This window comes from Rickettsia bellii RML369-C, assembly GCF_000012385.1.
GTDB classification, from domain to species: domain Bacteria; phylum Pseudomonadota; class Alphaproteobacteria; order Rickettsiales; family Rickettsiaceae; genus Rickettsia; species Rickettsia bellii.
The window spans coordinates 1,444,013-1,464,326 of the sequence record NC_007940.1; the positions used below are offsets into that span (position 1 = coordinate 1,444,013).

Consider the following 20,314-nt stretch of genomic DNA (forward strand, 5'->3'; position numbering starts at 1 on the left):
CCTTGTATTAACTTAACTCTAACAAAATTTTATCTAATTCTTTTAAATCCTTATAATGGAATATTAACTTTCCTCCTAAAGAATAATTTTCTATTGTCACTTTTATATTAAATTTTTCTGATAAAATTTTTACTAATGATTGTAAATCATTATCTTCTGTTTTTTCTTTAAAAAGCTGTTTTCCTATTCTATTATTATCAGGATACTTCGTATATTCATTTTGAGACCATTGCCTTACTAACTCTTCTGTTTGACGCACATTCAAATCATTGTCTATAACATAATTTGCTATTATTTCCGCATGCTCATGATTTATTAAGCATCTAGCATGTCCCATACTAAGTGTATTTTCATCTAATTTATTTTGAATAGATTGTGGTAAATTATTGAGTCTTAGCAAATTAGCTATATGACTACGACTTTTACCAAGTCTTTCTGCTAATTTTTCTGCTGTGTAATTAAAATTTTCTACCAAATATTTAAAACCACGAGCTTCTTCCATGACTGTTAAATCCGATCTTTGTATATTCTCAATTAATGCTATTTCCATACTCTCTTTAGCATCTAAATTTTTTATAATTACCGGTATCTCAGAAATTTTTGCTAATTTACATGCACGCCAGCGTCTTTCACCTGCTATAATTTGAAAACTATTATCAATAATAATAGGCTGAAGTAAACCATTATTTAATATAGAATCTGATAATTCTTTTATTTTATCATATTCAAAATGTTTTCTAGGCTGATTTTCATTTGGTTTTATTCTATCAATATTTATAATTTGTACTATTTCTAAACTTTCTTTTTCTGTAGATATAACCTCTTCTCCTAATAATGAAGACAAGCCTCTACCTAACCCTTTATTTTTCATTATATCTTCCCAAAATTTCTTTTGTAAGTTCCATATACGCCACTGCCCCTGCACATTTATAATCATATATAATAGCAGGTTTTCCATATGAAGGAGCTTCAGATAATTTAATGTTTCTAGGAATTACAGTTTTAAACACTAATTCTCCTAAACAACTTCTTACATCCTCTTCTACTTGCTCAGTTAAACGATTACGCCTATCATACATTGTAAATAATATACCTGTAATCTTTATCTTAGGGTTTAATCTTTTTTCTACAATTTCAACTGTCTTTAGCAAATGACTTAACCCTTCCAAAGAATAAAAATCACATTGCATTGGAATTAATACCTCATCGCCTGCAACTAAAGCATTTATTGTTAATAAATTTAACGAAGGAGGACAATCAATAATTATATAATCATATAATACTTTTATTCCTTCTAATAACTTCATTAAAATATATTCTCGTTCTTCTAATTTTATTAAATCTAGTTCAGCAGCAGATAAATTAGTATTTGAGGTTATTATTTCTAAATTTGGAATATCAGTAGAGATTATTGTATCTTTTAATTTAATTATATTTGTTAATGCTTGATATATAGTATTTTTTCGTTGTTGTTGGCTAACGCCAAAACCAGTACTACTATTACCTTGAGGGTCAAGGTCTATTACTAAAACTTTTTTATCCATAGCTGCAAGAGCAGTAGCTAAATTTACAGTAGTAGTAGTTTTAGCTACCCCTCCTTTTTGATTAACTACAGAAATTACTTTTACAGTCATATTATTTTTGTTAAGTCGCTAATTTCTAAAATTTTACTTTCTTTTGAAGTTATACTTTGGTTTATTAAACACTTAAATAACCATTTTTTTCTAGCTTCTTTTATTTCAGATAAATAGCTTTTTCCTTTTGGAAGCAAAAATTTATTTTGCACAGAGATATTTTTTGTGCAATCAAATATTGTATTTAAATTAGAAAAAGCTCTACAGGTTAATATATTACAGCTTATTTCTGTTTTTTCAATTCTTTGATTAATTATTTGTATATTATTATTTGATATTTTTGCTGCTTTCTCTAAAAAGATGCACTTACGTAAATCAGCTTCTATTAAACTTGTACTTGCTACTCCAGCGATAGACAATATTATACCTGGAAAACCTGCTCCACTTCCTATATCAACTAAATGTATTTCTTTATCGTTAATATACTGTATTAATTGCAAGGAATCTAATATATGACGTTTCCAAAAATTTTGCGTACTATTTTCTGATATAAGGTTAATAGCTTTATTCCACTTTTGTACTAAGTCCTGAAAAATTTGTAATTTTTCAATTACTTCATGTGGAACGTCTATCATTATATTTAGTCTTCAAATAAATTATAATAGCAGTAATTGCAGCAGGAGTAACACCAGGAATTCGTCGTGCCGCAACAATAGTAATGGGTTTATTATAAGAAAGTTTTTCTTGTATTTCTAATGATATACTTGGTATTTTAAAATAATCAATGTTTTTAGGAATTAATTGAGCTTCCTCACTCTGGAATAAATTAATGTCAGCATATTGTCTTACTAAATATGAAGCATATTTAGCTTCAATATAAAGTAATTGTAAAATATTATTATCTACATTTTTGAGTACAGGAAAAATTTTAATAGCTTGCTCAACATCAAAATTAGGTATTTTAAATAAATCCAACACAGTCTTATATGTACCATCCTGTGCAACTTGTATCCCCATTTTAGCGAGTTTACTAGTAGTTAAACATAAAGTATTTAATAATGATTTTGTACTTTCTATATTTTTGCATTTTATTGTAAATATTTCTTTACGCTTTTCAGATATAACACCAATACTTATTCCCATCTCTGTCAAACGTAAATCAGCATTATCTGCTCTTATAGATAATCTATATTCTGAACGTGAAGTAAACATCCGATATGGCTCTAAAGTTCCAAACGATGTTAAATCATCTATCATTACTCCGATATAACTATTTGCTCTTGTTAGTATAAAAGGTGGTTGATTTTTTACTGCTAAAGCGGCATTAATACCTGCTACTATACCCTGCCCTGCCGCTTCTTCATACCCAGTAGTACCATTAATTTGACCTGCAAAATACAGACCTGTTATTTTTTTTGTTTCCAGTGTACTACTTATTTCACGTGGATCAATATAATCATACTCTATAGCATAACCTGGACGTAAAATTATTGCGTTCTCTAAACCTGGGATAGTCTTTATTAATTGATGTTGTACTTCTTCAGGTAAAGAAGTAGAAATTCCGTTTGGATAAATTGTATGGTCGTCTACCCCTTCAGGCTCTAAAAAAATACGATGCTCTGATTTTGTACTAAATCTAACTATTTTATCTTCTATAGAAGGACAATAACGTGGACCTATTCCCTCTATTTGACCAGAATACATTGCAGATTTATCAAGATTTGCTCGGATAACATTATGCGTTTCTGTAGTAGTTTTTGTTACAAAGCAATTTATTTGGGGAACATTTACATTATCAGTTAATTCTGAAAAAGGTCGAGGCACTTTATCCCCAGGCTGTGATTCTACTTTACTGTAATCAATAGTACGCCCATCAATTCTTGGAGGGGTGCCTGTTTTTAATCGAGAGAGTTTAAAACCTATTCTTCTTAAGGTATTTGATAACCCATAAGATGGTTCTTCATCTACTCTACCAGCAGGGATTTTTTTTGATCCAATATGAATTAGCCCTGATAAAAATGTACCTGTAGTTAATATAATTTTTTGACATGGTATTTTACTACCATTATTTAAGATGACTGCTTTTATTTCTGAAGATTTAATTTCAATATCTTCTACTTTTGCATATAGTATTTCTAAATTTGGGTAGTTTGTTAGTATTTGATACATTGCTTTTTTATAAAGCTTTCTATCGGCTTGTGCCCTAGGTCCCCAAACTGCTGGTCCTCTAGTTTCATTAAGCATTTTATAGTGTATACCAGCTTGGTCTATAACATATCCCATTAATCCATCAAGTGCATCAATTTCCTTAACTAATGTACCTTTTGCAATTCCACCAATTGCAGGATTACAGGACATTTCTCCCAAATTTTCTGATTTTGGCGTAATTAATAGAGTAGAAACTCCAAGACGTGCAGAGGCAGCAGCAGCTTCAACACCAGCATGCCCACCTCCTATCACTATTACGTCATATTTTTGCATTAATTATTCTATAATTTCAGATTTTTTAAAGAAAAACTTAATTTCTCTTTTTGCACTATTTTCACTATCAGAACCGTGAATACTATTAGCTTCAATTGATTCACCTATATCCTTTCTAATAGTTCCAGCTTCAGCTTCTGCTGGATTAGTTGCTCCCATAACTTTACGGTTTAAAGTTATAGCGTCCATACCTTTAAGAACTTGAAGCACTACTGGACCTGAAGTAATATATTCAACTAAACTATCAAAAAATGGTCTTGCTCTATGTTCATCATAAAAACATTCTGCTTCATATTTAGTTAAAGTTGTCATTTTCTGAGCTACTATTTTTAAGCCCTCATTTTCTAAGTAAGTATTAACTTGCCCTATTTTATTCCTTTTTATAGCATCAGGCTTAATCATTGAAAAAGTATATTGTATTGTCATTTTTAACCTATTTATATAATTATTAAATTTATTTCTTTGCTGAACAATTCCATGTTAAAGCGAATAAGCTACTTCCTAAAAGAGCAGAAATACTAAAAAATATAAACACCCCATCCCATCCATAATTATCACTTATCCATCCAACACCGACTCCTGCAATTGCTGCTCCTAAATAACCAAACAACCCTGATAATCCATTAGCTGTGCCAACAGCTTGACGAGTACTAAAATCAGCTGCGGCAATACCTACAAGTAGTTGTGGACCTGAGACAAAAAAACCAACAAGAGAAAGAATTATTATACTCAGCAACTCACTTTGGATAGGAAGCTTCCAAAATAAGATTAATAACACACTAAGTAATAACATACATATTGTACTTACAGGACCACGTCTTCCTTGAAATAATTTATCAGATAAAAAGCCTGCGATCAACGCTCCTGGAATACTTATCATTTCATATAAACCTACTTGTAAACCAGCATTTAAAAGACTTATACCTCGTAAATCTTTTAAAAATGTAGGAGCCCAATAAATTACCCCTAAACGTATTATATATACAAACATGTTTGCTAAACAAACATACCATATTAATTTATTGCAAAATACTATTTTTATTAATTCGGCAGTTGGCAGTTTACCATAATCGCTTATTAATTCAGGAGGGTAATTTTTATATTCTTCAACTGTAGACAAACCTACTTCTTTGGGAGAATTGCGAAGTCTATTATATAAAAAAATTGATACTACACAAGCAACCACGCCAGGTACAAAAAAAGCAGATCTCCAACCGAACTTATCAATCAGGTAACCACAGCTTACCATAGCAAGAGCACCACCTATTTGGTTAGAAATTGCTCCCATTGCCCATTTAGTTCCTAGCTCTTTAGAAGCAAACCAGTGAGTTAACATTTTTGTAGCAGGAGGCCAGCCCATTGACTGGAACCAATTACTTGCTATCCACAAAATACCAATAAGGAATAAAGAATCTGAAAAGCCTATTAGAATAGTGATAATACCAACGAACAAAAGCCCCAGAACCATAAATATCCGAGCATTAGTCTTATCACTGATAAATCCATTACAAAATTTACTAACTCCATACATTATGGAAGAAGCAGTTAATATCCAACCGATTTGAGTTTTTGTAACATCAAAATATTCTCTAATAGCTGGTGTTGCTATATTAAAATTTTGACGACAAAAATAAAAAGTTGCATAACCTATAATGATAGAATACAAAATCCTTATTCGCCAACTATTATATTTCTTAACATATGGTGTTCTTGGAATTTTAATTTCAGATTTTGTATTTCTCATATCATAAATCCTATAATTACAAAGAAAATAAGCTCTTAAAAACCTATTTTCTTATATTGATACTATTTTTCAGTATTATTTACTAAAACTTGATATTCTTTATTTAATCCCTTAACGGCATATATCCACAATATTACTATCACAAAAAATATAGAAGCAAAATATGGGGTTGCTTCAACAAACCCCAATGCCGGGAATATAATAAAAAATGTAGATTGAATAATAGCACCACCTGATTTACCAAATCTTCCACCGATAACTTCAACAGCAGCTTGACCTTTTACTCGTAAATCTTTATCAAGTGGAATATAAGCCATATTTTTAGTAGCATCAAATAGAGAATATTTTACACCTTTACTTAAAACATTTTGAATTGTACCGATCATAACCGCAAGTGCTAAAGGACCTGATGCTAAAATACCTGTTAGATACATAGCAATTACACTATCAAAAAAGATAAACGCAAAAAACGCAATACCGGTAATTAGCATCATTAAAGGCGTAATCATCGCAGCAGTTAACCAAGATACTTTCCTCAAAATATTACTTCCTATAATCATAAAGGCTATAGCAACCCAACCTTGATAAGCTTGAAACTGCCCCATATACATAGTATAAGCTTCTTTTGTCGGGTGTAATTCTTTTAACTTTGATTTCCAAACACCTTCAACTAGATTTACAGAAATACCATAAGCAATAAGTAATAATGCGATATAACCTACATATTTAGAAGTAAATATCATTTTAAAGCTTTCTATTAACGACATCTTAGCTTTAGCCTTTTTCCCTTTTACAAGTGCTGGATCATAAAGTTTAGGATCAGTTAAAACATTTTTATTCATCCATCTATATGTAAGTATTACAGCCAAACTACTTATTATCATAATAACAAATAATGGAGTAAACTTTAAATGCTCTGCTACTATTTGGGTTTTTTCATGTAAAAAATACCCAATAATTAGCGATGTTACAGGTAATGCTAAATTAGCAAGCAATCCAAACATTGAATAAAAACGCTTAGCTTCATCAGTTTTAGTAATTTGGTTAGCAAATTGCCAAAATAGTAAGCTTAGCATTAATGTTCCCCAAAGCTCAGCCATAGTATAGAAAGATGCAAAACTCCATTTCCCAACTATTCTTATAAACCATTTAAAATTAGGATATGCTAAACTTAAGGATTCTATAGCTTCAGGATTAGGGTGAACTAAATCAGGATTAGGGTAAAGAACAAATGCAAATAATGCAAAATATGCTAGGAAAAAAGAAGTAATTACATAAAATACGTTTTCTTGCTTTAAAATGTCACATAGCTTAACGTAAACTATCATAGCAATTACCGCAGAAGGAAGTACTATATAAGTTTTTAAGAAGCTTATTGCTTCAGCTCCTATATCAGTTACTACAAAACCGTCTTTAATTGAACGAAGTGTTGAGTAATTTAGTAAAATACAAAACATCATAAATGCCATTGGCAAAAACTTTTTGTTTTCATACCTCTCAATAGGCCAAATTACTTTTCTTAGTTCCGAGATATAATTATCGCTTTTCGTAGTACTCATAAATTAAATTTTTCTATTTGTTTCAAAAAAGATAAGTATTATACTAAAATATGTTAGAAAAGTCAAATATGATGATTATTTATAATAGGCTACAATCAATATCACCCAAGAATTTTTATAAATTATTTCTTTAACCTCAAATCCTATTTTTTCATAAGCATTTCTAACATCTTCCAATTGATTATCAAGAAAACCTGATAATACTAAATAACCATTTTTATTCATAAGATTGCTAATCTGGGTAGATAACTCAATTAAAGGTAAAGCTAAAATATTACTTATGACTAAGTCAAACTTATCATTGTAATAGCTATCTAATAAAATATTTTCAGAGGTATTTTGATAGAATTTTATATTAGAATTGTTAAAGCTAGCATTTTCTTTTGCAATTTCTACCGATGCATTATCAATATCACAGGCTAAAATCTCTGCCTCATTCCATAATTTTTCAGCTATAAATGAAAGAATCCCACTGCCAGTACCTATATCTAAAATTTTATTTGCTTTAATAGCTTTAAGATATTCTAAAGCCTCTATACATCCTGATGTAGTCTCATGAGTACCAGTACCAAAAGCTCTAGAAGCTTCAATTAATATAAGTGTTTTATCTTTGGGACATTTATCTTGATGTAATGTTGTGCAAATAAAGAAACGATTTGTTTGAATTGGTACTAACTGGTTTTGATAAAGTGCTACCCAATCTCTATTTTCTATCTCTTCACTAATTATGTCACTAGTGATTTCTATATTGTTTAGTTTTGCTAATTCCTGTACTTCTTTTTTTAAAGAAACTAAATTTGTTTGATTATCACAATAAATTTCAAAGCACCAAATATCTTTAGGTTGTGATTCTAAAGTTTTTGACTTTACTTCATAAACAGAAATAGCACTTACTTTTTCTGTAAAAAATTCTTCAAATATATTTATATCCTTATACTGAATATTAAATGAAATTTTAAAAATATCTTTTGATTGACTATCAGATTTAAACATGATCTACTTATGTGATAAAATTTTAATAAGGCTTATATGATAAGAAACATAATTATTACTATTTCTGCAATATTATTGTTAACCTCAAAAGGCTTTGCAGATGATACTATATCTAATACTTCAAAAAAAGATACCAAAACAGATATTACAACCCAAAAAATTCTAGATGAATTTTATGCCTATGCTGGTACTATTAAACCAGAAATACGTGAAGAAATACAAAAATATAGGGTAGAAATAGTTAACATTAATAAAAAGAAACGTGAACTATATGACAAGCTTTCTAAAGAAGCACAAAATTTTTTAGCAAAAGAACAAGAATATAAACAAAGATTATCTTCCTCCAGCATGGCTACCGAAGATAGTAAAGATAATAATACTGCAAAAGATAATAAAGATGCTGATAAGAAATAATTAGTTATTTGCAGCACGTTTTAATCTATCGTTGATAGCAGCACCTATATTTATAGTAGGTATAGGAGCAACCGCTATATGTTCTATATTATGAGCAGCAGCATAATCATCTAATAATCTCAAATAGGCATAAAGATTGGCTGCTGCTTCTGTAAGGTCGCCTTTACTACTTAAGTTTAATGAATATTCCCCTTTAAGATTGCTATCACCGAAATTTAATCCAATTTCTTTATCATTTAAGTTTGTAGCATTTAATCTAATCGATACTGTTGGGGAATAATGTTTCTCAAGCATCCCTGGAGCTTTAATATTAATATTTTTCGATGCTTTATTGATTTTAATATCAAGTACTGTTTCTAACACTTCAGCGGTAATAAACCCCTCTCTAAGAATAGTAGGTATATCAGCTGTAGTATCGACTATAGTTGATTCTAAACCATACTTAGATTGATAATCTTTATCTGTTAGAATGAAAATTTCTTCATTCTCCTTAAAGTGCCTTGTAACATGATCTAACCTAGTTGGGCTGATATAATTTGAAGGGTTAGCACTTGGAGCAGCTATTGGCTTTCCAGATTGTTTAATAAGTTCTAATGCTAATGGGTGGGATGGTATACGAATTGCTATAGTTTTAAGTCCTGCCGTAACTGCCGTTGCAACATTTGCATTTTCTTTTAACGGAACAACTATAGACAAAGGACCAGACCAAAATTTTTCTGCTATTTTTTCGGCTATGTAATTAAAATCTCCTATTTCTTTTGCTTGCTCTATAGATGAGACATGTACGATAAGTGGGTTGACAGCAGGACGATTTTTAAATTGAAAGATTTTTAAACATGCTTCTTGATTGGTAGCATCCGCTCCTATTCCGTATACGGTTTCGGTTGGAAAAACTACGACTTTACCGGAGGTTATAAATTGAACTGCTTGTTTTATCATAAGCGGTTAAATTTAGCAATCTTATGAAATAATTTGCAAACATCTTGTAATATTAACAAACGATTTTTGGCAATTTTGGGGTCACTATCATTAACAAGTACATTATCAAAAAAGCTAGTAATCGGAGTTAATAGAGTCTGCAATAGATTTAATGCCTTATCATAATCTTTATCAACAATTTGCAGTGAAAGCTTTTGAGTTACTTCAAATAATTCCTTTTCAGGTTGAGTATTAAATAGACTAGGCTCAACAGCACCATCAATATTTTGGCTTCCAAGTATGTTACTTGCTCGTTTATAAGCATTTAATAATTGCTTTCCGTCTTCTTTTTCTAAAAACTCTTTCAACGCATCAAGCTTAAATTTTATATTTGCTAAATTTAAATCAAGAACAGCATTAATTAGCGAAATATCATATTCATTTTTAAAATAAAATTTCGCTCTTTCCTCAAAAAACGATATTATTAAATCCTTATCTTTATCAGATGAATATAATTTCAAAGAAAAATCAATTAAACTATTTAAATTCAGCTCTAATTTATTCTCAATTATTATTCTTATTATGCCTAATACCTGACGTCTTAACGCATATGGATCACCGGAACCTGTTGGGGCTTCACCAGCTATCATTAAACCTACTAAACTATCTAATTTATCCGCAATCGCAAGCAAAGCAGCATTACCAACCGGTACGCTATCACTCAAACCTTGCGGCTTATAATGATCTCTGATTGCTACGGCTATTTCTTCATTTAGGTTTTCATGTTTTGCATAGTAATAACCCATAATACCTTGTAGTTCAGGGAATTCTCCAACCATTTCAGAAACAAGATCACTTTTACAAAGTTTAGCTGCCGTAATTAAATCTTTATTATCCGGATCGATATATTTACAAATATTAGTAATACGCTCTACTTTTTCCTTTAAACTACCAAGCTTTGTGTGAAATGTTACAGCTGCAAGCTTTTCTAAATTTGCTTCTAAAGTTTTAGATATATCTTGCTTGTAAAAATATAAAGCATCAGAAAGCCTTGCCGATAATACTTTCTCGTTACCTTGTACGACTAGCTTGCTATTGGCAAACTGCCCGTTACTAACGAAAAGGAAATATGGGGCAAAATTTTCTGATCTGTCAAATAAACAGAAATATTTCTGGTGAGTACGCATTGAAGAAATTAGCACTTCTTTGGGCAACTCTAAAAACTTTTGCGGTATTGCTCCGCATAATACTACCGGAAATTCGCTAAGCCCTGCTACTTCTTCAATTAATCTTAAATCTTCTTTTATGGTTAAATTATGAGAATTTGCTTGCTCTAATAAACTAGTTTTAATTATTTCTTCTCGCTTCAATCTTTCTAAAATCACATAATTTTCTGTGAGTTTAGTTTTATAATCTTCAAAATCAGTTACTTCGAGTTTTTTATTATCAGTAAGACGATGCCCAAAAGTGACGTTATTAGCGGCTAAATGCCCAAATTGCAGAGGTAATATTTCGCTATCAAATATGCATAAAATATTTCGTAGCGGTCTAATCCATTTTATATTGTAATTCCCCCAAAACATAGATTTTGCCCAGCTATATTTATTAATAGCTTCTACAATAATTTCAGGTAAAATTTCTTTTATTTGTCTTTCTTCTACTTTTTTAATGTAGAAATAATATAATTGGTTATTAATTAACTTAGTTGAAAGCTCTAATTTGCTAACATTGTGAGCTTTACAAAAGCCATTAATTGCAGCTTCCGGTGCTTCTGTACTCGGTCCTTTAATCTCTATTTCTTTTGGTAACGTTACTTTCGGCAAATGTGTAGCATACAGCGTTATCCTGCGAGGTCCTGAAAATACTTGTATTTTTGCAAATATTTCGTTCTCTTCAAAAATTTTGGTGAAAATGCTTAAATACCCCTCTTCTGCATCTTTTTGTATAAAAGCCGGTATTTCTTCGCTAAATAGCTCTAATAATAATTCACTCACCGCTCATCTCCAACCATTTCATACAACAAATTTTAGCTAAATGACGCACTTTTAAAACATATGAAGCACGCTCGGTTACGCTAATTATTCCACGTGAATTCAATAAGTTAAAATAATGGCTTGCATTAAGACAATAATCATAAGCAGGTAACGGCAAGTTTGCTTCTACTAGCCGCTCACATTGTTCTTCACTATCTTTAAAATGCCGCAGTAACATTTCGCTATCGGCAAACTCTAGATTAAACTTTGAAAATTGCCGCTCAGCCTCAAAATCAACTTCACCATATTTTAAGGCTTTTTCACCTGTTTGACCATTCCAATCAAGTTCTTTTACCTCATCGATGCCTTGAATATATAAAGCAAGACGCTCTAAGCCGTAAGTAATTTCACCGGCAACGAGTTTACATTCAATACCGCCAATTTGCTGCATATAAGTGAACTGCGACACTTCCATACCGTCACACCATACTTCCCAGCCAAGCCCTGCAGCTCCTAGCGTTGGTGATTTCCAATCATCTTCAACAAATCTAATATCATGAGCTTTTAAATCTATCCCTAAGCATTCCAAACTTTTAAGATATAGCTCCTGAATATTGTCGGGTGAGGGCTTTAAGATAACTTGAAATTGGTAATAATGCTGCATTCTATTAGGATGCATGCCATACCTGCTATCCCCAGGTCTTCTTGACGGCTGCACGTAAGCGACAGACCAAGGCTTGGACCCGAGACAACGAAGTACTGTTGCAGGGTGAAACGTACCAGCTCCAACATGGGCATCGTAAGGCTGCAAAATCGCACATCCATAATCCTGCCAATAATTCTGCAAGGTTAGTATAATTTGCTGAAATGATAGTTTTTTCATAAGGCGTTGTTATCGGGAAAGAAAATTTTGATCAATTAAAAGGATCGAATATTTTGATATTAAACATATTATAATGCTTGGTATTTCTAGTAACTAATATCATATTGTTTTGTTTTGCTTTGTGCAGCTATTTAAAGCATCAATCGCATTAGTACCATCTATACTCATTAATTCACCCCATTCTTCACATATCTCTTTATCAATATTAAGAATTCTTTCATTATAATCTATGATTAGTTCTTCTAACCATTTTTTTAATTTTAGACTTGCTACTGAATCATTTTTGGATAATTTTAGCATACCTTTTCTTATTTCACCAATAGTAATACAACTTATATGTAATTGACTATAATGAACAACTGAAAACCATGCTACTACTTGAGGATTGGGTTTTTTCTTTTGGATTTCGGATACAACATTAGTATCTAATAAATATTTCATAATTCAAAATCTCTTGCCTTTCCTTGTACTCTTTCAATAACTAAATCATCTGTCTTAGGTATACTTAATAAATATTCTTTGAAATCAAGCTTTTGTTTAGTAAGTTGTTCATAGTATTTCATACTAATAACTACAACTGCTTCTTCTCCCCTTTTTGTAATACATTGAGGTGTACCTTGCATTGCTGTATCAACAATATTACTTAGCTTATTTTTTGCTTCGTGTAATTGCCATTTATTCATATTTAAGCTCCTACATGTCTAGATTAGCTAGATTATTATAACATAGATTATTTGTTTATGTAAATAAGTTTATAGGGCTTATGTGATATCGTCATTGTGAAAGAGTGGGGCAACCCAAAACTTTTGGGTCACCAAATTGATGCTATGACAGGAAGTAAATAAAAATTATTACATAGCAGTAATGCGTTGCTCTTCTGATTCTAATAATTTTTCTAATTCTTTTCTGTTATATTTTTTCTCTTTGAGATTTACTGCATTATCAAAAATATGTTGTACCGCTTTTTCTTCTAACGCAGGTCCTTTAAGCTGCTCAACAGCTCTAGGGTTATTTTTATAAAAATCAAACAACATATTTTCTTGACCAGGAAAGCTACGTGCTTGCTGCATAATAATTCTGCGAAGATCATCAGGCTCTACTTGTAAATTTTTATCTTTTGCATATTCTGCAAGCATTAACCCAATTCTAACACGACGTAATGCTAATTTATCATAGTATTCTTTTACTTGTTCTGGGGATTTATCTTTGAATACAGAATCATCTTGCTCGCTTTTGTCAGTTTCAGATTTCAAGATATTTTTTTCTTGATCTAATAAAGATTCAGGCACGTCAAAATCTAACAATTTTTCTAGCTGATCAAATAAATTCATTTTCATGATAGTAGAAATAGCTTCTTCCGACTCATTTTCTATTTTTTTGGTAAAGTGAGTGCGTAGCTCTTCAAGGCTATTGCTTTGGAATTTTTTAGCAAACTCATCATCAATAACTGTAGGTTCTGCAGTATGAACAGCTTTAACCTGGACTACAAAACGAGCATCCTTACCAGCTAAATCTTTAGCATGATAATTTTCAGGGAAAGTTACATTAACTTCTACTTCACTACCAGCTTTAGAACCTATTAATTGCTTTTCAAAACCAGGAATAAGTGCATTACTACCAATAACTACTTTAAAATCCGTAAGTTTGCCACCCTCAAAAGCCTCATCTTTAACATAACCAACTGCATCCATGGTAATTTGATCACCATCTTTAGCTTTTGCTTTACTTTCTTTGGTATAACTTTTCATCATTTCCGCAAGCTTTTTGAGTTGTTCTTCAACATCATCAGGGCTTACTTCTAATTTCGGACGATTTATAGATATTTTCTTTAAATCTGGAATATCAATTTTAGGCAATAATTCCATTTTTATTGTAAATTCTAAAGGCTTATTAGGTTCGTTTTGCAAATCATCAATCTTTGGTCTGCCGATAATATTTAAATTATGCTCCTTAATAACATGATTTACTGAATCATTGATTCTTTTTTCTATTATATCATTTCTGACAGAAGCACCATATTTTTTCTCAACAATTGCAATAGGTACTTTACCAGCTCTAAAACCTGCTATTTTGACCTTTTTTGTTAAGTCGACCAGCTCTTTTTGAATATCATTATCTATTTCACTTAAAGGAGTTGAAATTTTAATATGAAAATCTAGCCCTTCATTTTTTAATATGGTAGTTGCCATTTGTAATAATCCGTTATTTATAAATAATTCAGCATATTAGTTTGCTAATCAAAATAAACTATAGAGCCAAAATATGCAATAGTTTTTGTAAACCAGACATAAGTAGGTTAAGAAATTAGAATTGCCAAACCATTACATATCAATAATTTACAAAACTTGAATAAGTTTAAGATTTTACAATTTAAATTTGCATTTATATCTGATATAATTCTAAAGATTTTTTTAACAATTTACTAAATATGCAAGAAAAAACCAAAGCCTTTAACGTGTTAAAAACTCTATATAGTTTCCAAGATACTTTACCGAAGCTAATAGAGGATGAGCAAATTAAAGCCTTATCTTTAGACGAGTATTATATAAAATTACAGATATTACTTAGCGAAGATAATGACTCGGTCAAAGCAGCATTACATGATAAAGTTACCGGCGAAAAGAAACCGGTAGAAATAGAAAATATTTTTAAAGCTATAGATGTAGAAAATAGGATAAGAGAGCTACTTGAAAAGAATTATCAAGTTAGAGAAGAAATAATTAATGATATAATTAAGCCACTAATCGAAGAAGAAAATAAGCTGAATCTACTTTATAGAAATATACCTAATAAAAGTGAATCGGAAATAAAGTATATAGCCGAATCAATAAACAGAATACAAGCGGATGTCGGTAAAGTGCTGTTACTAGGTGGGGCAGGGATAGGCAAAACTACGTTAATGCACTATCTATCTTATAAATGGGGCAAAGATAATTTATGGAATGATAAATTTGATTATGTCTTTAGAATTAAGTTAAAGGAATTACTAAATGAAAATTGGAGTAGAGAATACGAAGCTAAGGAGCTACGTCAAAACAAACTAGCCTGTTTCATTCATTATTGCTTGAATTTAGAAAATATAGAACCGCACGAAATAATCAATATAAGCAACAAAGATAGAGTATTATTATTGCTTGACGGTTACGATGAAGTAGCATTTTTATCCCAAGATAATCGTGATTACCGAGATATTATGGAGGCAGTATTTCAGTATAAAAACGTAATAATGAGCTCTAGACCTAATGCAATCACAGAAAATATTAACAATAAGTTTGAACGCAAGGTAGAAAATACGGGATGGGATAGCGAAGGGATAAAGAAATATGTATATAAGAGTTTTGAATATGATAAAGAATTTGGAACACCATTAAAAAGCTTTTTAGATACTCATAGCCAAATAAAAGAAATATGTGAAGCACCGATTAATACGGCAATAATATGTTTAATTTGGAGTGATCAAGAAATAAGGCAAAATCTTCAAACAACTAGTAATGAAAATTTTAATATCAGTCGTTTATATAGTGAAATAATAAACTGGCTTAATAATAGGCATTTAGCAAAAAACAGGCATAAATATAAGAATAAAACAGAGGCTAATAATCATTTAAAAAATATAATGAGTTTTTTAGAGCAAATAGCTTATGAATCACTTAGCACAAGAGGAAAGTTAGTAGAAAGTAAATTAGTAGAAAGCAAAAAAAACACCCTAGATATAGACGAAGTTATAGAACAAGGATTATTAAGAAGAGAGGGACAAAATTATCAATTTATTCACTTAACCTTTCAAGAATTTTTAGCCGCCCGTCATTTAAAAAATCAATTATTAGATAATTATACTAAAAGCAAAGCAGCAAGTTTTTATAGGTGAGCATAGAAACGAACCAAAATATCTAATGACTTTAAAGTTTTTAGCCGGAATAGCAAGTAATGATGATAGTAAAGAATTAATAGAAATATTTTGGGAATCTGCAACTTGCAATGTTAATGAGATATTAGAGTTAGACATCAAAAAGAAAATTATATTGTTAATGCACTTATTAGCTCAAAGCAAAATCAAGGGTGAATTTAATAATAGAATACCGCATTTAAAACAAATCCAAAATTTAATAGACGATATTTTATTAAGAGATATTACAATCTGGGAACAACATATAATAGATAGCGGATATTTATCAGAAAAGATAGTTGAAGCAGTAAATGAAAAATTACAAAATGGAAAAGCTAACTTTCAGGAATTTAAAACAGCTGTAGAAATAATAACCGCTCTAACAAATAGAAATCAATGGGGCAATAAAACTAAAGTTTATGAAAGATTAATTTGCTTATTAAAAATTAGAGATACACAATTACAGAAGTTAGTATTACAAAAATTAGCACAAATATTAGATGAGACAATAGATAAGAAAGTAGTACATGAAAGCTCAAGAAAGATAATATTATTGTTAAATAAAGAAGTATTAAATAAATATATAAAAATAATATTAGCAAAAACAATAATTTTTATACCTGGTTTGAGTGAAGAAGTATTCAACAAAATACAAAAACTAAAAATTAAGTTCTTAAATAAAACCTTAATTATTACAGTTTTAACTGAGGTATTAATAGTAATGCCTACTCAAAAGGCAGTTAATATTTCAAAAAAGCTACTTGTAAACCCTAAATATGAACTTAGGTTTGTAGCTGCTACTGGCTTGTTTGAGATAGCAAAAGCAATGCCTACTCAAGAAGCGTTTATTATCTTGAAAGAACTATTTGTAAATCCTGATAATACAGTCAAGCATGTAGTTGCTAGAAATTTGACTGAGATAATGGAAATGATACCAAGCTTAATACAAGAAGCATTTGGTTTTTTAAAAGAACTAATTGTAAATCCTAATACCAGATATAATCTTAAGTCTGAAGCTATCACAAACATAGCAAAAATAGTAAGAACGACACCAAGTTTGGCATACGAAGCATTTATTTTTTTAAAAGAGATAATTCTAAGTTCTAATGGTGAGGATAATATAAGACTTGAAGCGATTAGAAACATATTAGTACCAGTAACAGCAGAACCAAGTTTAACACACGAAGCATTTATTTTTTTAAAAGAGATAATTATAAGTTCTAAAATTTATGATAATTCTAAGTCTAAAGCCATCGAAAGTATAGTATCGATAACACGAACAATGCCAAACTTAACTCAAGAAGTTTTTATTTTCTTAAAAGAGATAATTATAAATTCTAACTATAAATATGAGGTCAAATCTAAAGCAATTGAAAGTATAGTAGAAATAGTAAGAGCGATGCCGAACTTAACTCAAGAAATATTCACTTTCTCAAAGGCAATAATTACAAATATACATCCTGACGTTGACTATAATATTAATGCTAAAGCTATTGAAAGTTTGCTAGAAATAGTAGAAGAAGTACCAAGTTTAGCACAAGAGGCATTTATTTTCTTAAAAATAGTAATTACAGATTCTAAAAATGATCCATATATTATGGTCTATAGCTACTAACAATATATCAAATATAGTAAGAGCGATGCCAAACTTAGCCGAAGAAGCAGTTACTTTCTTAAAAAGAGTAAATATGACTCCTAAAAATAATTACAATATTAAATCTGAAGCTATTAGAGGTATAGCAGTAATAGCAAAAATGAAACCTACTCATGCAACATTTATCTTTTTAAAAACAGCAATTACAAATCCTAAAACTTACTCATATTTTAAGCCCATAATCGCTGAAAGTATAATAGGAATAGTAAAAATAATGCCAAGTTTAGCTCAGCAAGCATTCACTTTTTTAAGAGAGATAATTACAACTCTCAACACTTATAATATTGAGAATTATGCTATTAGAAGTATAGCAAAGATAGTAGAAATAAATTCAAGCTTAGCTCTAAAAGCTTTCACTTTTTTAAAAGTGAGAGTTATAGATGATAAAGATAAAATTAATTATGCAGCTGCTATAAGCTTAATTGAGGTGGCAGAGTCAGCACTATTTGATAAATCAAGTTATAAGCCGATTAATGAACTACTAAAAATTATTGAGTGGGCTGAGGCTAAAGATTCTTATGACAATCATCTACACACAGATGCAACCTTTGTCTTAAACAAAATAACCAACCATATCACTCAAGAATATGAGAAAAGAAAAAACCCTAAAATGATAAAGTGGTTTAATGGATGCTTTAAGGAATTGCCGAATATAACTGAAACACGAGTATTTTTAAAGGAAATATGTAAAACTATATTAAAGAGTGGGGTTATAAATCAGCTAGAAAGTCAGTTTATTTTAAACTGTGTAAAAAACTACCATTTTACTTTTACAGTAGCAGTTAATAAAGATCACAAAAAAATAGCAGGCGAGATAATCTTTGAAGATAGACGCTATGAAATATTTAAAAATGATAACTTAGAGGAGTTTGCTACTATGTTACTTGCCGCAACTGATGATCCGTTAGCTGAGCAGTATAAAACGCATAAGCCGCTATTTCAAAGTAAGGGATTAGGACTTAAGATAGCGGCGAGTGATATTATGGAAGTAAATAGTATTACATACGAAAAAACAAAACTTCCTACCGAAGCATCCCTTTTATCTTATGTAAGAGACATTAAGGATAATTCCGTAATATTATTAGAAAAAAGAAATGTTTTTGGAAACCATCTAATATATAAGTTTAATAATAATAATTTTGAGAACGTCGCAACTATTTATCCGCCTTACATTAGTAACGAAATAAGAAAACAAATATTTGAAGAGCTAGAATCTGAAAAATTAATTCCGTGCTTTATTAAGAATAAAATATTTAATTTTAATAGATGTGAGCTAGTAAACGAGAAGGGTAAGAGTTTTTTACAAAATGTAAAGAACATAATACAAGATGAAAAAGTAGAGTTACAAACTTCTAATTTTAAACTACTGAATGCAGGTACAGATAAAAGATTAGATACACATGAAGAAATAATAGATGATCTCGGGAAAGATTTAAAAGATGGCGGAATTACAAATAAAGCAGAAATCAATAGGGAAGTTGAAAGATTAAAAGAAGAGAATCCTAAATTATACAATTATTGTAATGCACTTTTTTGGAATACAAAAAATATTTTAAAAGCTTGCGGTATTGCAGAAACTGAGTTTTTTAAAAATAATATTAAAAAAACTATAGGAGAAAGAATAATATTGTTTGGAATAAAATTTTTCAATCCAGTAATTAAAGATTTACCTTTTGTTGGAGCTATAGCAGACTTTATAACTGATACAATAGAAGATATAATTTGTGTTTGGTTAGAAAAAAGACAAGATAGAAAACTTAAGAATGAAATAATTAGTATAAATAATATTCTTCGCCATAAAATCGGAATGCAAGATGTAGAGGATTATTTTAAGAAAATAGCTATCACTATAACCCACGCACGTAAAAACGAAATAATAAACCCTAAAGAAATATCTCAACCTAATTCCCTCGTTCAAAAGTTTCAAGCTTGTGTACAAGAAGCAGGAAATATGATTTATGATAAGACAAGAAATATTCTACTCCCCGAAATTATAGAGAGTTGCGATAAAGATAATAAAGCCGTGCAGTTAGCGTTAAAAGATTCTATTGCGTTTATTAACTATTTATATACAAACTATGACGATATATTAAATGACGATTTTGATTTATATGAACAATGTAAAAAAATTGTCGAAAACGGCACGCTAGATGCATTATTTACTCAAACTAACAAAAAATTTTAACATTAGCTAGCATTGTTACATCTAATGGTATGCTATACTTCTCATAATAT

General features: G+C 30.2%; 17 protein-coding genes and 1 pseudogene. 4 read left to right on the forward strand and 14 right to left on the reverse strand.

Annotation, left to right across the window (positions count from 1 at the left end; all coding sequences use genetic code 11):
• Positions 1 to 7: 7 nt before the first annotated feature.
• The 8 genes from RBE_RS07015 to RBE_RS07050 form a co-directional block, all read right to left on the reverse strand.
• The gene (locus tag RBE_RS07015; protein WP_041804950.1) at positions 8 to 874 is read right to left on the reverse strand and encodes a ParB/RepB/Spo0J family partition protein; all 867 of its coding nucleotides are present in this window, start codon (positions 872 to 874) and stop codon (positions 8 to 10) included.
• Positions 861 to 1,634, reverse strand: a complete 774-nt coding sequence (locus tag RBE_RS07020) for a ParA family protein (protein WP_011478000.1) — start codon at positions 1,632 to 1,634, stop codon at positions 861 to 863. Before RBE_RS07020 ends, RBE_RS07015 begins: the two co-directional genes overlap by 14 nt.
• Positions 1,631 to 2,209 carry a 16S rRNA (guanine(527)-N(7))-methyltransferase RsmG gene (gene rsmG, locus RBE_RS07025; RefSeq protein WP_011478001.1) on the reverse strand — a complete coding sequence of 193 codons (579 nt, stop codon included), beginning with the start codon at positions 2,207 to 2,209 and terminating at the stop codon, positions 1,631 to 1,633. Before rsmG ends, RBE_RS07020 begins: the two co-directional genes overlap by 4 nt.
• Entirely contained in the window at positions 2,190 to 4,055 is a 1,866-nt protein-coding gene (mnmG, locus tag RBE_RS07030; protein WP_011478002.1) for a tRNA uridine-5-carboxymethylaminomethyl(34) synthesis enzyme MnmG, read from the reverse strand. Before mnmG ends, rsmG begins: the two co-directional genes overlap by 20 nt.
• A gap of 3 nt (positions 4,056 to 4,058) precedes the next feature.
• A complete protein-coding gene (gene ndk, locus RBE_RS07035) occupies positions 4,059 to 4,481 on the reverse strand; it encodes a nucleoside-diphosphate kinase (RefSeq protein ID WP_011478003.1) in 423 nt (140 codons plus the stop codon).
• Between the two features lie 28 nt (positions 4,482 to 4,509).
• Positions 4,510 to 5,799, reverse strand: a complete 1,290-nt coding sequence (locus RBE_RS07040) for an MFS transporter (RefSeq protein ID WP_011478004.1) — start codon at positions 5,797 to 5,799, stop codon at positions 4,510 to 4,512.
• Positions 5,800 to 5,861: 62 nt separating this feature from the next.
• Positions 5,862 to 7,358, reverse strand: a complete 1,497-nt coding sequence (gene tlc1, locus RBE_RS07045; RefSeq protein WP_011478005.1) for an ATP/ADP exchange transporter Tlc1 — start codon at positions 7,356 to 7,358, stop codon at positions 5,862 to 5,864.
• Positions 7,359 to 7,433: 75 nt separating this feature from the next.
• On the reverse strand, positions 7,434 to 8,351 hold the full coding sequence (locus RBE_RS07050) for a 50S ribosomal protein L11 methyltransferase (protein WP_011478006.1): 918 nt from the start codon (positions 8,349 to 8,351) through the stop codon (positions 7,434 to 7,436).
• A 36-nt stretch (positions 8,352 to 8,387) separates the two neighbouring features.
• On the opposite strand from RBE_RS07050, the gene RBE_RS07055 reads away from it, so the two are divergent.
• Entirely contained in the window at positions 8,388 to 8,765 is a 378-nt protein-coding gene (locus RBE_RS07055) for a hypothetical protein (protein WP_011478007.1), read from the forward strand.
• On the opposite strand, the gene RBE_RS07060 is transcribed toward RBE_RS07055, so the two are convergent.
• The 6 genes and pseudogenes from RBE_RS07060 to tig all read right to left on the reverse strand — a co-directional run bounded on the left by RBE_RS07060 (position 8,766) and on the right by tig (position 14,728).
• Entirely contained in the window at positions 8,766 to 9,704 is a 939-nt protein-coding gene (locus tag RBE_RS07060) for an L-threonylcarbamoyladenylate synthase (protein ID WP_011478008.1), read from the reverse strand.
• The gene (gene glyS, locus RBE_RS07065; RefSeq protein ID WP_011478009.1) at positions 9,701 to 11,677 is read right to left on the reverse strand and encodes a glycine--tRNA ligase subunit beta; all 1,977 of its coding nucleotides are present in this window, start codon (positions 11,675 to 11,677) and stop codon (positions 9,701 to 9,703) included. Before glyS ends, RBE_RS07060 begins: the two co-directional genes overlap by 4 nt.
• Entirely contained in the window at positions 11,670 to 12,539 is an 870-nt protein-coding gene (locus RBE_RS07070; protein ID WP_011478010.1) for a glycine--tRNA ligase subunit alpha, read from the reverse strand. The genes glyS and RBE_RS07070 overlap by 8 nt, the downstream gene beginning before the upstream one ends.
• A gap of 31 nt (positions 12,540 to 12,570) precedes the next feature.
• Positions 12,571 to 12,980: pseudogene (locus RBE_RS07075) on the reverse strand (type II toxin-antitoxin system VapC family toxin).
• Complete coding sequence (locus RBE_RS07080; RefSeq protein ID WP_011478012.1) at positions 12,977 to 13,222, reverse strand: type II toxin-antitoxin system Phd/YefM family antitoxin; 246 nt, start codon at positions 13,220 to 13,222, stop codon at positions 12,977 to 12,979. Before RBE_RS07080 ends, RBE_RS07075 begins: the two are co-directional and overlap by 4 nt.
• Before the next feature lie 168 nt (positions 13,223 to 13,390).
• The gene (gene tig / locus RBE_RS07085) at positions 13,391 to 14,728 is read right to left on the reverse strand and encodes a trigger factor (protein ID WP_011478013.1); all 1,338 of its coding nucleotides are present in this window, start codon (positions 14,726 to 14,728) and stop codon (positions 13,391 to 13,393) included.
• A gap of 239 nt (positions 14,729 to 14,967) precedes the next feature.
• Between tig and RBE_RS07090 the strand changes: the two genes are divergently transcribed.
• Genes RBE_RS07090 through RBE_RS09390 form a run of 3 tightly spaced genes read left to right on the forward strand, consistent with a single transcriptional unit; the run spans position 14,968 to position 20,264 of the window.
• Positions 14,968 to 16,407: an NACHT domain-containing protein gene (locus RBE_RS07090; protein WP_011478014.1), complete on the forward strand. Its 1,440-nt coding sequence runs from the start codon at positions 14,968 to 14,970 to the stop codon at positions 16,405 to 16,407.
• A 25-nt stretch (positions 16,408 to 16,432) separates the two neighbouring features.
• Positions 16,433 to 18,040 carry a hypothetical protein gene (locus RBE_RS08975; protein WP_011478015.1) on the forward strand — a complete coding sequence of 536 codons (1,608 nt, stop codon included), beginning with the start codon at positions 16,433 to 16,435 and terminating at the stop codon, positions 18,038 to 18,040.
• Entirely contained in the window at positions 18,009 to 20,264 is a 2,256-nt protein-coding gene (locus RBE_RS09390) for a hypothetical protein (protein WP_011478016.1), read from the forward strand. The genes RBE_RS08975 and RBE_RS09390 overlap by 32 nt, the downstream gene beginning before the upstream one ends.
• The last annotated feature ends 50 nt before the right edge of the window (positions 20,265 to 20,314 follow it).

Coding starts and splice junctions, on each gene's coding strand:
- tlc1 (WP_011478005.1), bottom strand. CDS start 7,358: ATGAGTACTACGAAAAGCGATAATTATATCTCGGAACTAAGAAAAGTA.
- mnmG (WP_011478002.1), bottom strand. CDS start 4,055: ATGCAAAAATATGACGTAATAGTGATAGGAGGTGGGCATGCTGGTGTT.
- RBE_RS07080 (WP_011478012.1), bottom strand. CDS start 13,222: ATGAATAAATGGCAATTACACGAAGCAAAAAATAAGCTAAGTAATATT.
- RBE_RS07070 (WP_011478010.1), bottom strand. CDS start 12,539: ATGAAAAAACTATCATTTCAGCAAATTATACTAACCTTGCAGAATTAT.
- ndk (WP_011478003.1), bottom strand. CDS start 4,481: ATGACAATACAATATACTTTTTCAATGATTAAGCCTGATGCTATAAAA.
- RBE_RS07040 (WP_011478004.1), bottom strand. CDS start 5,799: ATGAGAAATACAAAATCTGAAATTAAAATTCCAAGAACACCATATGTT.
- RBE_RS08975 (WP_011478015.1), top strand. CDS start 16,433: ATGACTTTAAAGTTTTTAGCCGGAATAGCAAGTAATGATGATAGTAAA.
- RBE_RS09390 (WP_011478016.1), top strand. CDS start 18,009: ATGATCCATATATTATGGTCTATAGCTACTAACAATATATCAAATATA.
- RBE_RS07055 (WP_011478007.1), top strand. CDS start 8,388: ATGATAAGAAACATAATTATTACTATTTCTGCAATATTATTGTTAACC.
- RBE_RS07090 (WP_011478014.1), top strand. CDS start 14,968: ATGCAAGAAAAAACCAAAGCCTTTAACGTGTTAAAAACTCTATATAGT.
- RBE_RS07050 (WP_011478006.1), bottom strand. CDS start 8,351: ATGTTTAAATCTGATAGTCAATCAAAAGATATTTTTAAAATTTCATTT.
- RBE_RS07020 (WP_011478000.1), bottom strand. CDS start 1,634: ATGACTGTAAAAGTAATTTCTGTAGTTAATCAAAAAGGAGGGGTAGCT.
- RBE_RS07060 (WP_011478008.1), bottom strand. CDS start 9,704: ATGATAAAACAAGCAGTTCAATTTATAACCTCCGGTAAAGTCGTAGTT.
- tig (WP_011478013.1), bottom strand. CDS start 14,728: ATGGCAACTACCATATTAAAAAATGAAGGGCTAGATTTTCATATTAAA.
- rsmG (WP_011478001.1), bottom strand. CDS start 2,209: ATGATAGACGTTCCACATGAAGTAATTGAAAAATTACAAATTTTTCAG.